General features: G+C 44.6%; 7 protein-coding genes. 1 reads left to right on the forward strand and 6 read right to left on the reverse strand.

The features are described from left to right. Window positions 1-74: 74 nt before the first annotated feature. From H6571_06180 to H6571_06205, 6 genes are all read right to left on the reverse strand, one after another. Window positions 75-6,152, reverse strand: coding sequence for a T9SS type A sorting domain-containing protein (locus tag H6571_06180; GenBank protein MCB9323314.1), 6,078 nt, complete (start codon window positions 6,150-6,152; stop codon window positions 75-77). A 1,147-nt stretch (window positions 6,153-7,299) separates the two neighbouring features. After that, a complete protein-coding gene (locus tag H6571_06185) occupies window positions 7,300-8,415 on the reverse strand; it encodes a cytochrome C peroxidase (GenBank protein ID MCB9323315.1) in 1,116 nt (371 codons plus the stop codon). A gap of 47 nt (window positions 8,416-8,462) precedes the next feature. Further along, window positions 8,463-9,521 (reverse strand): cytochrome-c peroxidase, encoded by a 1,059-nt coding sequence (locus H6571_06190; protein MCB9323316.1) that lies wholly within the window; start codon window positions 9,519-9,521, stop codon window positions 8,463-8,465. Window positions 9,522-9,685: 164 nt separating this feature from the next. After that, entirely contained in the window at window positions 9,686-10,429 is a 744-nt protein-coding gene (locus H6571_06195; GenBank protein MCB9323317.1) for a hypothetical protein, read from the reverse strand. Window positions 10,430-10,518: 89 nt separating this feature from the next. Then, the gene (locus tag H6571_06200) at window positions 10,519-11,466 is read right to left on the reverse strand and encodes a hypothetical protein (GenBank protein ID MCB9323318.1); all 948 of its coding nucleotides are present in this window, start codon (window positions 11,464-11,466) and stop codon (window positions 10,519-10,521) included. Window positions 11,467-11,549: 83 nt separating this feature from the next. Next, a complete protein-coding gene (locus H6571_06205; GenBank protein MCB9323319.1) occupies window positions 11,550-12,383 on the reverse strand; it encodes a 3'-5' exonuclease in 834 nt (277 codons plus the stop codon). Between the two features lie 230 nt (window positions 12,384-12,613). Between H6571_06205 and gcvP the strand changes: the two genes are divergently transcribed. Then, window positions 12,614-15,490, forward strand: coding sequence for an aminomethyl-transferring glycine dehydrogenase (gene gcvP, locus H6571_06210; GenBank protein ID MCB9323320.1), 2,877 nt, complete (start codon window positions 12,614-12,616; stop codon window positions 15,488-15,490). Window positions 15,491-15,503 lie beyond the last annotated feature (13 nt).

Here is a 15,503-nt window from a genome sequence, read left to right on the forward strand (position 1 = left end):
GCCGGTTAAGCAGGTGGTTCATGTAATCCCATTCTAAAGGTAGCGCCCGAACTTGTCGGGTCACTACAATATTTCTAGTATTTTAAAACTTTGATGGTTTTTACATCGGTTTTTCCGTAACGTAATCTCAGGAAGTAAGTTCCTGCCGGTAAATTATGGAAATCCAGTGTTTGAGAATCGGCACCCTGTTCAACATTCACAGATTGAAGCATCATACCCGTTGAAGTGATCAGCTGAATGGTCACTTCTTCGTTATAGGTATCATACAATTCAACGACCAACTCATCTGTTACCGGGTTAGGATAAACGGTAGCGAGGTTAGACAGTTCTGCAAAAGTAACCCGTGCAATGTCAGAATACAATTCAGTGCCATCCGTCGGATTCACCACATGTACCTGGTAGTAATTATGCCCTGTTTTGGGGGCTACTGTATAGTATTCGAAATACTGAACATTACCCGTCACATGATCCGGTATGGCCGTTCCCAATGCTTCAAAATTATTTCCGTCACGGGAATAAAGCACTTCGTAAACATAATCCGGTGTAAAAGTGGTCATCTGCCAGCTTACCATTACTTCCCGGGTTGCATCATCCATAGGAGAGGCATCAATCACCATACCTTGTCCACATAAAACAGGATCATTGGTCACCGTGATGTGCTGGAAGTCAGTAGAGGTACATCCGTTTTCGGTAACATTCAATTGGATGTTATAATTTCCGAAAGAAGGGAAAGTTACCTGAACCGGTGTTCCCGAAGCGGATGCTGGAACAGCCCCGGGGCCAAAACTCCATTGAATAACCGCGCCCGGGCCATTACCCACTGCATAATAAGTGGTTGGAGTATCCTCACAAATGTAGGAGGGACCCGTGATTTGAGCCACCGCAACACTTCCCACTTCAATGGTAATCACATTGGAAGTTTCGATAAAAGTGCTGCAACCTACCCTACGTGCACAACGAGCATAATAAGTGGTTTCAAAAAGCGGTCCGGGATCGTAGGAAGCTACATTCGAATTCGGGATCGGCAACCAGATTTGAGGATTAAAAGGAATAGGCTCCGTGCTCATCATCCACAGGTATTCAAGTTCACCAACACCCCCTGAAGCATCTACAATGCTCAAAATCGGGTCGGGATCCACACCTGGGCCACAGATGAACTGGTTAGGTCCTATTTGCCCTGGATTTGTGATGTTTTCACATGGAGAATAAAACCCTGCGTCTAATGTCAAATCCTGCTCATATGGCGCCAATGTGGTCACGTGGGTCATAAAAGTAACCGGATCCATATCGCTATCCACGGCATCATTGCTGCCTGCATTTTGCGGAGATGGAATCAAGTTTGCCGGTGCTACGAAAGTGACTTTATAACTTCCCGGGGGTACCAGGAACATATACATACCGGTATTATCGGTAAATGTCATATCCATATAATCATTTTCTGCCTCATCAACTCCGGTTACAATGACTTTTACACCAGGAATACCGGTCTCACCCGCATCTTGTATTCCATCATGATCCGAGTCAAACCATACAAAATCCCCTAACTTGGCGGAACAATCATTTTCAATGACGAATTGAACCTTGATGGTGGCTTCGCATTCCCCCTCATCAAAAGGTACCAATTGAACAACAAGTTCATAATCACCTGTTCCCAACTGGTAAGGGTCAATCCCGTCAATTGGTTCTCCGTTGAGGAAGAAAAATATTTCCCCGGGAACATCAGGATTTACTTGAAAAACGTAATCATCATCCCAAATACAAAGATTAGCGGGAGGTAATTCAAACAAATTAATATTCGGATACTTGCAAATATTACTCAAGGACAATAGATCTATTCCATTGGAAAATGAAGCGGAATATTGCATATCATCCACTAATCTGAATTTCAGCTGGTAAACTCCGGGAGCTACTTCGGGAAACACCATTCCCGTTGTGGCCGGAATAGGAGCCGCAGGGGGCTCAGGACTATTCACCAAAAATAAATTTACCGGATCGACCAATGTCCAGGTCTCACCAGGGTAACTAAAGATGGTCAACTCCTCACTAAACTGGCCATCTTCTTCTGTGGTAGAGTTGTTCAAACAGAAACAAGGGTCAGTTCCGTCTACCGTAGGCATTTCATAAATACCGGCATCCCAGGTGAAATCAATTTCTCCACTCACCAAAGTGGTATTAATCGTCATTCCCATCATGGAAGCATCCGCATCACTATCTACCGCATCGTCACTTCCCTGGTCAGCCAGAGTAAATGTCCAGGGATAAACCACGATAAACTGAACAGAATAAACCCCTGGTATCAACCCGAGGAAGCTATAAAAACCATTGGCATCAGTGGTCGTAGTGGCAATCACTATACCATTTTCATCTTTCAAGTTCACCGTAAGATTAGCCACAGGAGGTTCATTATCATCCTGAATGCCATCCTTATCAATATCTTCCCATACATAATTTCCGATACCAGCCCATCCGAAGAGTGTGGCCTGACAAGTAGTACTACAACCGTTTGCATCGGTAACGACGACAGTATATGTTCCTCCTGACAACCCGGAAACGATTTGGGTTGAAGCTCCGTTACTCCAGGCATAGGTATAAGGCCCTGTACCTCCCGATGGAATTACCTGTAAAATACCGTCATTCCCCATGAAAGCCTCCTGAACTACCTCAACGGTACAGGACGGCTGTGGGAAATTATTTATGCTTACGTTTGCGGTGGCCGTACAGTTGTTCGCGTCAGTAACGACGACAGTATGTGTGCCTGCTCCTAAGTTTGTCGCAATAGGGGCCGTGACTCCATTACTCCACAAATAACTGTATGGTGGTGTACCTCCTCCAGCAACGACGGTAGCCGTTCCTGTTGAACTGCCTTGACAGGTCATGGTAGTTCCACTAACGTTTACCGTCAATGTAGGAGGCTGATTTATCGTTACCATGGCCGTTGCCACACAATCATTTGCATCAGTCACCTGGATGGTATAGGTACCCGCGCCCAATCCGGTCGCTTGTGCGGTAGTCTGCCCTGAACTCCATAAATAGGCGTATGGAGGAGTTCCCCCCATGGCCGTTACGGAAGCAGAACCGTCATTATTACCCGCACAGGTAGCATTAGCAAATGAAGTTTGAAGGCTGACGGCTGGTGGAGCTGTTATGGTGACACTAGCCTGACCGGAACATTCATTGACGTCGGTAACAACAACCGTATAAGTTCCTGGAGCCAAACCGGTGATCGCAGCCGTGGCAGCCCCGGTACTCCATGAATAATCAAAAGGCGCAGTGCCTCCGGAAACAATGGCCATTGCGGTTCCATTATTGAATCCGGCGCAGGTAATATTGGTGGAAGTGGCCCCCACAGAAAGATTCGGGGTCTGGTTAACAGTAGTCATTCCAGTGCCTTCACAACCATTGGCGTCAGTCACTGTTAGTGAATACGTTCCTGCGGCCAGGCCTGAAATAGTACTGGTGGTCATTCCGTTGCTCCATAAGTAGGAATAAGGGCCTGTACCTCCGGTCACCATTGCGGTGATGATCCCTACATTCTGGTTGGAACAGCTTATATCCGTTACGTTAAAAGTGATTTCTATTTCCGGTAATTCCTGCACACTGATGGTATTGGCAGAAACTTCACAGCCTTTTGCATCCGTTACGGTTACCCCGTAAATACCGGCAGCAATGCCTGAAATGGTTTGGGTAACGCCTCCATTTGACCAGGCATAGGTATAAGGTAAAGTACCTCCTGATGGGATGGCCGTTGCACTTCCAGAGGCCGTGCCTGCACAAACAATGATGGGCGCACTGACGGTAAGTCCCATTTCAAGGGGGTTGATCAAGGTTACCTGTCCTGTGGCGGTACAGAAATTGGCATCAGTAATGGTAACCGTGTAGGTACCGGCAGCAAGGCCCGTCAATTCCGGTCCTTCTCCTTCATTACTCCAATTAAAGGTGTAAGGCATAGTTCCCCCGTTGGCAAAAGCAGAAGCCGTACCTGAGCTTTCGCCAAAACAATCAGGATTGGTTCCCGTGACTCCAATGGTAAGTAAAGGCGGTTGGTTAATGATAATGGTTTCAACAATGGAACAGCTGTTGGCTTCTGTTACCGTTACCGTATAACTGCCAGCTGTCAGGTTGGTAATTTCCATTCCTGTCATGCCATTATCCCATGAATAAGTATAAGGTTCTTGTCCCCCCGAAGCGGTTACCAGGATACTTCCGTCATTTCCTCCAAAACACAAAACATCCCTGGGCACCACGGAAATAGCGAAATCATCGATAATATGAATGGTAAATTCAGCGACCCCGGTACATCCCAAAGCGTCGGTAACGATAATGCTATAAGTACCTTCTTCTAAGTTTTCCACAAATGTACCCGTTGAACCGTTACTCCACATATAAGAATAAGGTTGCATCCCTCCATTGACTAAAACGGCTGCGGATCCCATATTTTCAGTTCCACAGACCACTTCTGTCGCATTGACGGAAACATTCAGTCCCGGAGCTTCAATGATGGTTGCACTGGCTGAAGCCTGGCAACCATTGGCATCCGATACCAAAACAGAATAGGTACCTGCCGGGAGTCCTGTAATGGTTGCAGTAGAAGCACCAGTACTCCAGGTATAAACAAATGGAGGCGTTCCGCCTGTGACAATTGCCGTGGCCACCCCATCATTTTGTCCTTCACAAACTGTAGGAGATGCATTGATTCCTACAAAAACATTTGGCGGGACGGTAATGAATACGCTCCCTGTTTGCACACAGTTAGCGCCATTGGTAACGGTTACACTGTAGAGCAAACCACCTGTCAATCCGCTAATGGACTGAGTGGTCGCTCCTGTATTCCATAAGAAAGAAAAAGGCCCGGTACCTGCCAGAATAGTTGCCGTGGCAACCCCATCGGCGGCCCCGCAAGTAGTCACGTTGGCTCCGGTAACATTGATATTGAAATCAGGAGCAGGATTAACGATGGCCGTAGCATTTCCCGAACAACCCACAGCATCGGTCACAATAAGGCTATATACACCCGGTGCCACTCCGGTGACTACCTGGGTGGTAGATCCCTGGCTCCATAAATAGGTGTATGGTGGCACCCCTCCTGAAACGTTGGCCGTGAGAAACCCGTTGTTGAAATCTTCACAGGTTTCCGGTGTTCCGAGAGCTCCAACGCTAAGGTTGGATTGATTATTTAAGGTAATTTGAGTGGAAACGGGGCAGTTATGGGCATCAACTACCGTTACGGAGTAGGTCCCTGGTCCCAGGTTACTCAAAAAAGAAGTGGTTGCCCCCGTATTCCATACATAGGCATAAGGAGGAGTGCCTCCGCTCACGGAAAGGGTAATGCTACCATTGTTATCTCCCAAACATATTGGATTGCTAACTGCCGGATTCAAAATAATTTGCGGAGCATTGCTAACAAAGCCGGTTGCACTGGCTGTACAACCGTTGGCATCCGTCAAAGTTACGGTATAAGCTCCCGAACTCAGTCCGGAGATGGATTGGCCTGAAGCTCCATTACTCCAGGCATAAGAATAAGGCGAAGTTCCCCCTGCAGGGAAAGCAGTAATAGATCCGTCACTTCCGTTAAAACAATTGACGCTGTTGGCCACCACCCCTACGGACAACGGCGTCCCTTCGAGGGTAATACAATCTACTGCACCACAACCGTTTGAATCAGTAAGCGTAACGCAATAATTTCCGGCCGGTAAATTTGAAATGGTGGAAGAAGACTGCCCCGTACTCCAGTGGTAAGTATAAGGACCAACGCCACCGCCGCCAATTACCGTAACAGAAAAAGGAATTTGACATTCATCTGCATTAAATGTAACTGTCACCAGTGATGGTTGAGTCACCTGTACACTTTGACTGACCGTAGTAAAAGTTGCATCGGTAACCGTCACGGTATAGGTACCGCCCGGAATCCCTGAAAGGGTTTGACCAGAGGCTCCGGTGCTCCAATTATAAACAAAAGGAGCTGTGCCCCCAATTGGAATAGCCGTTACGCTTCCATTGGGCAAGCCAAAACAATCGGGTTCATTAATATTAAATGAAATGGAAAATTGTGCATGGACAATTTGAAAAGACAAAAACATGATCAGGGGGAAAAATATCATTTTCCTCCAGGGAACATTTTTTGAAATTTGGACAGAGGATAAAACTCTTTTCATAGTGGATGTATAATTTGTTTGTTAGCAATATTTCTATATCAAACCAACGTACCGATTATTAAGACCACATATGAAAAGCAATGTCACTTATTTATGTATTCCTATTTGACGTTTGCATTTCCTGTTTAGGCCGTCTTTTGTAATATCAAAAAACAATCGGTCAGGTCAATTAAGCATACCCGGAAACCAATGAACTGCCCCGACCAGGGCAATCTCAAATTTGTTTCTGAACATGAATTTTAATTTAAATCAATTCAATTTAAATTCCCAAATACAGATGTCAACATAGAAAAACCCTAAGAAAAAATACTTTCTTAGGAAGAAGGGGAAGGGGTTTAAAAGTTCCTTTAACATTAAAACAGCGGTGGAGCCTGAAAAGAATTTTGGGTAATTTCCTTTTCTTATAGCAAAGTAAGCATTTTTTTTTGACACTTACAATCACCGTTCAAAAAAAAATATTCGGATTCATTTAGAAAAAGGTCCTTTTCAGCAAGGAAAGGTGCAAAAAAAGAGCCGTATTACAGATGTAATACGACTTACTATCAACAAAAATAATCCCATAATTCTTTTTGTTTCAATAGTGATAGGAATAGTATAACTGAATATAAGCACCGAATATTACGATAAGGGGCAAAAAAATAAGTCGCACTATCCTCCCCAGGTAGTACGACTTATTCAAGTAATAACAAATTATAATCCCATGAACATTTTCAAAACTGAAAACGGGCAACTTAATGCCTATATATCTTTTAATCTTTTTTCTTTAGAATCCCTGGTAAATATTTGCAATAGGAAGTCAGCTAATCCCCATTAAACTGACTTCCTATTCACAAATTAATATCCCAAGTACATATTCAAATTTTTGTTCGGTCAATTCTTTTACTGACCATTTCTTTTGTTTGACGATACAAATATGCAAACACTTATAAAGGAAAAAAAAGACAAAAAACAATCGTTGTGAAAACATTAAATCACTTTATTTAATTTATTTAAAATCACAAAATAATGATTTTTAATTAATTAAGTAAATTTAAAATTTGCGCAAAAAATATTTATGTGAAAAAAATCATTTTTTTATTTTCGAAAAAAAGCGAAATTATTTTCTCTAAACCTGATCCTTTTCCGTTATTAAACGAAAAAAATACGTTTAAAAAGGGCTTTTGAAGCCCGGTTGATTCAAAAAAGTGGTATCGGTAAGGGTTTTCAGGAAGGAAATCATGTCCTGTTTTTGCATCTCGGTCAAAGAAAAAGGCCTGATGTTTGGATCTTCATTCACCACATCATGCCCTCCGGCGCTGTAATGATCCAAAACTTCTTCAAGCGTTTCGAAGCGGCCGTCATGCATATACGGTGCAGTCATTTCAATATTCCTAAGGGTGGGCACTTTAAATTTTCCATTATCGTACAAATCCCCGGTCACACCTCCCCTTCCGGGATCGGGAAAGTCAGATAAGGTTGGCGGACCATCCAGTCCGTTATTGCGATAGGAATTATCCGTAAAATATTTGGCAATATGACAATGGGAACACCCCGGGTGTTCAACAACTTGTGAATCTTCCTTAAAAAAAAATGCACGGCCTCTTTCTTCTTCATTGAGAAACCATCCCTGGTTTTCCCAGACTACTTTATCATATCTCGAATCAAAACTTACCAGCGTTCGTTCAAATTGGGCAATAGCACTGGCAACGAGCTCGGCCGTAATCTCACTTTTCTTTTCTATCCCGAAAGCATTTCTGAATAAAACCGGGTACAAATCGTCCATGGCCAGCCTTGAGGTCACTTTCTCCCAATCGGCATTTAACATATAAGGATCTTCCACGGCCATCAAAACCTGGGATTCAAGCGTAGCGGCCCGTCCATCCCACATTAATCCATCTTCATTAAATCCAAGATTCACCAGGGAAGGAGCACTACGCTTCCCCTGGAGGCCGTTGTCCCCGACATTAAAGGCTGTGCCGCTGGAAAAGAAAAGCGCCGGCTGGTGGCAACTACTGCAAGACAGGGTTCCACTAGCGGATAACACCGGATCATAAAACAACCTCCGTCCGAGGGCTATTCCTTCTTCGGACATGGGATTGTACTCGGGTATGTCAAAAACGGGTAACCAGCCGGGAAACTGAAAAGTAAAAGGCGTTGGGTTGTAAATCCCTTCAATCGTATCATCAATGATACAGCCATCACAGGGTTTATCCGGGCAGGAAAGGAGCCAGACAGAAAAGAAAAGCCCTATGATGATTAATTTGGAAGGGTGTGTATTTTTCATAGCCTGAAAATTGTCGTTTTCATTAGTGTGAACATCATTGGAGCATATCAATCAAACGGATTTTTAAACGCCTGATTGTTTATGAAGGATGTATCGGTCAATGTTTTGAGAAAAGCCAACAGGCTGCTTTTTTCCTGCTCGGTCAAATGAATTCCCCCCTGGGCAATCTTTTTCATGAGGGGGTCGATGGTAGGTGAATGAACCAGTCCTTCACTGTAATGGTCGATGACTTCTTCCAGGGTGGCAAATCTTCCATCGTGCATGTAAGGAGCGGTAAGTTCAATATTCCGCAAGGTGGGCGTTTTAAATAATCCCTTATCCAACGGATCGCCGGTTACTTCCTCTAAACCGATATCAAGAAAAGTGGCATCTAACCCATTATTGTGAAATAAATTATCGGTAAAAAGGATTCCTCCGTGACAATGAAAACAATCGCCAAGCTCTGTATTGAAGATCTCAAACCCTTCCTGCTCTGCATCGGTAAAAAATCCCTCGTTCCGCTCCACGATGGCATCGTAACGAGAGTTGGAGGAGATCATGGTACGCTCAAACTGGGCGATGGCTTTCACCACCTGTTCTTTCGTGATCTGATCTTCCCCGAAAGCTGCATAAAAAAGATCGGGATAAGTCTGGTGAGTCATCAGTTTATTGACCACATTGTCCCAGGTATCCTTCATTTCGATCGGGTTCTCCACCGGGCCGAGTGCCTGGGCTTCCACGCCTTTTGCCCGGCCGTCCCAGAACAGGTCGGTCATCCATCCTATATTCACGATGTGCATGGCCTGACGTGTACCGACAGAGCCGTCAATACCTATGCTAAACTGCCTTTCATCTGAAAAGGAGTAATTTGCTTTATGACATCCTGCACACGACAAGGTGCTGTCGCCGGATAAAATTGGATCGTAAAACAGCATTCTGCCCAAAGTAACCCCTTCTTCTGTCATGAGGTTGTCTTCCGGCAAATCCATAATCGGCATATAAGCCGGAAACTCCAGATTATAGGGTGTGGGGGCATAGCCCGGATGATCAATGATGGTGGGGCCGTCATCGTCACATGACACCGCTAAAAAAAGGAAGGATAAGAAAATAAACGTCAGAAATCTCATCAGCACGTCTGGTTTGCACCGTTGTAACCAACACGGTAATACAATATTTTTTTGAACAGATTTACAGGTTGAGGGTTAACTTAATCCCCCCACAACCTGTAACTCTGCTCCACTGAAGTGGATAAACGGTCAACTAATTTTTGGCAAAAAAACCAAAGAAGTCCTTACTGCTGGACCACCTTATCTACCGACCACACATCAGCCCCGTTAGCTTTTAACACTAATTGAGCGTTTTGGTTCATCATGATGGCCTGACCGAATTCGGCAAAATCGTAAACATTCGGATTTTGCAACCATTCCATCATATCCATCATCATATCGACCTCCCATGAATTTTTATCTATAGTAATAGGCGAAGGCAGATTAATGGTGAACGGGATATAATTTTGATTGCCCTGGGTAGCCCCGGTATGTAGATTAAAATTCTTGATCACTCCCGTAGCCAGGGAATCATAACGACCTTCGAATTTCATATAATGGTATCCCTGGTCTCCCGGAATCGGCCATTCCATATTGATATTGGTCAGGGTGTTTTCCAAACCGCCATCAACATTAATATTTTCATCCAGTCCATAAATAAAGGAAATTCTGTCATAAGTACCTGCAGGTACTTTTTCCAGGGTCAGTGTTTTGGTCTCGTCCACCCCTTCTTCCCGGTAATGAACAATATCCGTATCATAACTCGTGCCGTCGGTATTGTGGAGGCTGATGTTGGATACATAATATTTCAATCGAGACACCAAAAAGGGATGCCCTGCGGGGGAAGTGTAGATCATATTATCAAATTGCAAAGCCTGGTTGCCTACCTTTTGCTCGAAATTTAATACCACCGTTCCCGGTTCCGGATCTTCCTTACAAGCGGTCATCAACAAAATTACCAAAACACATAATCCAATAATTTTTTTCATTTTTAATTAATTTATTTGAGAGAAATTTCGGCCTTTCAAACCTGGTACGCATCGCCGCAAGCGCACCTTTCAATTTAAGTATAAAAATATCAATTATTCACGGTAACCTCAAGTACAATAAACGATTCTGACATTTTACTTACAATATTGGGAATTAACTGTTCATCGGGCTGCAACCTGACATCCGCATTGGAAAACCATGAAGGGGCATCAATGAGCAGGGTGACCTGAATATCAAAGCCTTCCGGCAACAAAAGGCTTTCCGGAAACGCCAGCTCCACTTCTTTTGGCCCGTTGAACATTCCAATTTTCAGGAGCCTAGGAACCGTGTCTATGGCAGTGGTATCTTTATAAATTTCGAGGTTTCCCAATAAATAGTAACCGTTTTGAAAATCGAACATACTGCTGTCCTGGTTGACGGCCAGCACATGATTATCGGGTAATGTGGAGGGGTCAACGCCTTCCAGCGCGCTGTCGAGTCCAAGAGAAAAGCGCACTTTATCATAGGTTTTAATGGTGGAAAAAGTGCCGGCGGTCAAAAAAGAACTGAATGTGCCATTGATCAATAAAAAATCATCCGTAAAGGCCTGCTTTCCTGAAGGAGTTTGAATGTCTATGGTTTCATTGACCCGGGCTTCAGTCCCATCTGTGGCCACCATTCGGATATTGGAAATGTAATATTTCAGGCTTTTGATTCTAAAAGGCTGGCCCACCCCGTCGACATAAGTCGAATCTGAATACCCGATCAAATAATTGGCCTCAGGGGTTACGTTTCTGTGTAGGAATTTTATTTTGAGCAAAGGATATTCACAACAATCCAAACAGGCAATATCGCCTTCCAGGTCGAAATTCGTAGCCCTGATGTCCAAACAGGTTTCCTTTTTCTCATAACAGGAAGGAAGGAGGAAAAAAGTAAAAAGACTAAAGGCTAAAGGGAAAAGGGTGCGAAATGGAATTCCAGGGAGTTTTACCCATGAGTAAGACGAAAATCCTTTACGGAAATGAAGGAACCAAATCTGGAAAATGGATTTCGACATTTTTTGAGGGTGTTTTTTCACATTAAAAAGTATGTTTAACGGAGTAGGCTGAGATTCTTTATCGGGTGAAAAGAAATTCAAGCTTACCCTTTACCTTGAATATTATGGTCTCTCTCGTAATCTTTGACCAGTTGTTTAACGATTTGTTTCAATTGAGAGGAAAATTCCTTGTTCATAATCCAGCCGTAATACTGTTTGTCTTTCACCAGGGTTTCTGCTGCGGGTTTGCCAATGTATTTGCCAAAATTAAATACAACCACGCCGTTGTGGTCCACTTTCAATCGCTGGGTGGCATCCAGGAAACGTAAGTCATTGGTAAATTCATGCAAGCTTTGAATATCCGGGCGAACGGGAATTTTAGAAATGTTCCCCTCTTCATCAACGTAATCGACGCCTTTGTATTTTTCGAGTTGCCCGTTAAAAACATCTATTGTCGCCCTGACGTCTTCCAGGGCATCGTGGGCATTTTCCATATCCTTACCCGTGTAAAATTGGAGGGCCGCTCTGAGGGTACGAGGCTCCATTTTATAAAACACCCGCTGTACGTCGATGGTCCGACGGTTGTCCATACTGAATTCAATGCCTACACGGGCAAATTCCTCCATGAGCAAAGGGACATCAAACCTGTTGGAGTTATAACCGGCCAGGTCAGCATCCCCGATGAAGTCATATATTTTTTGTGCTACCTGTTGAAAAGTAGGCTTATTGGCCAACATTTTGGGGGTGATTCCATGAACCCCCATAGCCTCTTCGCTGATCGGGATGCCGGGATTGATCAGCATAGACAATTCGTCAGCCGGGCTCTTGTCGGCACGATATTTTATGATAGCAATCTGAACGATCCTGTCTCGTACCACATTTAATCCTGTTGACTCCAAATCGAAAAAGCAAAGATCCTTCTTGAGGTTGATATTCATTTTAGCGTATTTTTAATTCGCCCGCAAGATAAATCATTATTTATAAAATGATTAGTTTTTAATTATTAGCATGGAAAATTTCAGGGAAGAAGTTATCTTGCGGCGAATTTTAAAAAGGGCGTTTTGTGTGTGTTTTGTTAAGCTTTCTTGAGCCCCCAAACCACCTGTCTTTTTTTTAAAATTTAAGATTTTGACTTACGGGTCAATAACCAAAATAAAATCAAAGTCCTATGAAAAAAGTGACTCCCATCCGCTCTTTTGAAAGCCGCCATCTCGGCATCAACGATAGTGATTTGCAGGAAATGCTGGAAGCAATAGGAGTTGATTCACTGGATCAACTTATTTATGAGACCATTCCTGATGATATACGTTTAAAATCAGAATTAACATTACCCAAAGCCCTTGCTGAGAATGAGTACCTTGAAAATGTAAAACAAATTGGTGCTCAAAATAAGCTTTTCAAAAGTTTCATCGGCATGGGGTACTACGGCACCCTTACCCCATCTGTCATTTTGAGAAATATTTTCCAGAATCCGGGATGGTACACTCAATACACGCCTTACCAGGCGGAAATTTCCCAGGGCAGGCTGGAGGCTTTATTGAATTTCCAGACCGTAGTTTCTGAACTGACGGGCTTGCCCCTGGCCAATGCTTCGCTCCTCGATGAGGGAACTGCGGCAGCGGAAGCCATGACCATGTTTTTTAACCTGAAAAACAAAAAGGCCAAACAGGAACCGGTCAACGAATTCCTGGTTTCCAATAAAGTTTTTCCTCATACCATCGATGTACTCAAAACGAGGGCCGCGGCTCACGGGATAAAGATCATCATTGGGGAATGGACTCAATTTGAACTAACAGACAAAACCTTCGGAATTTTATTGCAATACCCATCCATGGATGGCGGCGTCGAAGATTACAGCGGATTAGTGGAAAATGCTGCGGCGGCCGAAATATATACCGTAGTGGCTGCCGACCTGCTCAGTCTCACCCTACTCAAACCACCTGGAGAATGGGGCGCTGATGTAGTGGTGGGCAATACACAGCGTTTTGGTGTACCTATGGGTTTTGGAGGACCTCATGCCGCCTATTTTGCGGCTAAAGACGACTTCAAGCGCCAACTGCCCGGCAGAATCATCGGCGTTTCCCTCGATCAGCAAAACCGCCCTGCCTACCGTATGGCACTGCAAACACGAGAGCAACATATTCGCCGTGAAAAGGCTACTTCCAATATCTGTACTGCACAGGCATTGCTGGCCATTATGGCCGGAACATACGCTGTTTATCATGGTCCGCAAGGACTGAAAAATATTGCCCTGCGCATCCACCAGCTGACGCAAATCCTGGATGCCAAATTACTGGGACTCGGCTATTCTCAATGTAATGATACCTTTTTCGATACCTTATGCATTGAAGTAGATCCTGAGTTATCGGCAACGATCCGTAAAATTGCCCTGGATAATCATTTAAATTTCTTCTACGGCAAAAAAGGCATAGGCATCAGCCTGGACGAAACGACCAAACCGGAAGATGTGGAAGCCATTGCCGCTGTTTTTGCCGAAGCAAAAGGCCTAACCGACATTCCGGCTGCCGAATGCACGGATGCCATGAACGTTCCCGATCAGCTGATCCGTGAAAGCGAATACCTCACTCATGCGGTTTTCCAGGACAACCAAACGGAAACGAAGCTGATGCGTTATTTGAAAAGGCTCGAAAATAAGGACCTTTCCCTCATGCACTCCATGATTCCTTTGGGCTCCTGTACCATGAAACTCAATGCGGCTACCGAATTATTCCCCGTTAGCTGGCCGGAATTTTCAGGGCTGCACCCTTTTGTCGATGAGGACCAATCCCTGGGATACCGGAAAATTTTTGAGGAACTGGAAGGCTGGCTCAGTGAAATTACGGGTTTTGAAGCCTGTTCCCTACAACCTAATTCAGGGGCTCAGGGTGAATTTGCAGGCCTTGCCGTCATCAGCGCCTACCATCAGGCCAATAATCAAAGCCACCGAAATATTGCCCTCATCCCTTCATCGGCGCACGGAACCAATCCTGCGAGTGCCGTGATGGCGGGTATGGAGGTTATTGTCACCAAATGCGACGACCACGGCAACATCGACATTGAAGACCTTAAAGCTAAAGCTGAACAGCACAAAGACAACCTGGCGGCGCTCATGGTGACGTATCCATCGACTCATGGGGTTTTTGAATCCGGTATCAAGGAAATTTGCCAAATCATACACGACAACGGCGGACTCGTTTATATGGATGGCGCCAATATGAATGCACAGGTTGGATTTACCAGCCCTGGTGCTATCGGAGCAGACGTATGCCACCTGAATCTTCATAAAACTTTTGCCATTCCTCACGGCGGCGGCGGCCCGGGTGTAGGTCCCATTTGTGTAAATAATAAATTAAAACCTTTCCTGCCCGGACATAAAATCGTCAAAACAGGTGGAAAAAAGGCCATTTCAGCCATTTCATCTGCCCCATGGGGCAGCGCCAGTGTCGTTTTGGTTTCTCATGCCTACATCCGTATGATGGGCACTGAAGGGTTAAAAATGGCGACAGAGATTGCCATTTTGAATGCCAATTACATCAAAGCACGCCTGGAAAAAGAATACCCGATCCTTTATGCAGGAGAAATGGGCCGTTGTGCCCACGAACTGATCGTCGATCTTCGTCCGTTTAAAGACTTTGTGGCGGCAGAAGATGTAGCCAAACGATTGATGGATTATGGTTTCCATGCGCCTACCCTTTCCTTCCCGGTATCCGGCACCATTATGATCGAGCCAACGGAAAGTGAAAGCAAGGAAGAGCTGGATCGCTTCTGTGATGCCCTTTTGGAGATCAGGAAAGAAATCCAGGAGATCGCCGACGGCAAAGCCAACCACGATTCCAATGTACTGACCAACGCGCCCCATACGGCCCAGGTCATTGCTTCGGACAACTGGCCTTATGACTATCCAAGGGAAAAAGCGGCCTACCCGCTTCCGTATCTTAGAGAATATTTCAAATTCTGGCCCGCCAGCGGACGCATCAACAATGCTTATGGCGACAGACACCTCGTTTGTACCTGCGCCCCTATTGAGGCGTATATGGAGGATTAAGAGGAAATCAGAA

It is taken from the genome of Lewinellaceae bacterium, from assembly GCA_020636105.1.
Lineage (GTDB): Bacteria > Bacteroidota > Bacteroidia > Chitinophagales > Saprospiraceae > BCD1.

What these genes read in the sequence shown, in the direction of transcription:
- H6571_06180 (MCB9323314.1), bottom strand. Translation starts at nt 6,152, where the DNA reads ATGAAAAGAGTTTTATCCTCTGTCCAAATTTCAAAAAATGTTCCCTGG.
- H6571_06185 (MCB9323315.1), bottom strand. Translation starts at nt 8,415, where the DNA reads ATGAAAAATACACACCCTTCCAAATTAATCATCATAGGGCTTTTCTTT.
- H6571_06190 (MCB9323316.1), bottom strand. Translation starts at nt 9,521, where the DNA reads ATGAGATTTCTGACGTTTATTTTCTTATCCTTCCTTTTTTTAGCGGTG.
- H6571_06195 (MCB9323317.1), bottom strand. Translation starts at nt 10,429, where the DNA reads ATGAAAAAAATTATTGGATTATGTGTTTTGGTAATTTTGTTGATGACC.
- H6571_06200 (MCB9323318.1), bottom strand. Translation starts at nt 11,466, where the DNA reads ATGTCGAAATCCATTTTCCAGATTTGGTTCCTTCATTTCCGTAAAGGA.
- H6571_06205 (MCB9323319.1), bottom strand. Translation starts at nt 12,383, where the DNA reads ATGAATATCAACCTCAAGAAGGATCTTTGCTTTTTCGATTTGGAGTCA.
- gcvP (MCB9323320.1), top strand. Translation starts at nt 12,614, where the DNA reads ATGAAAAAAGTGACTCCCATCCGCTCTTTTGAAAGCCGCCATCTCGGC.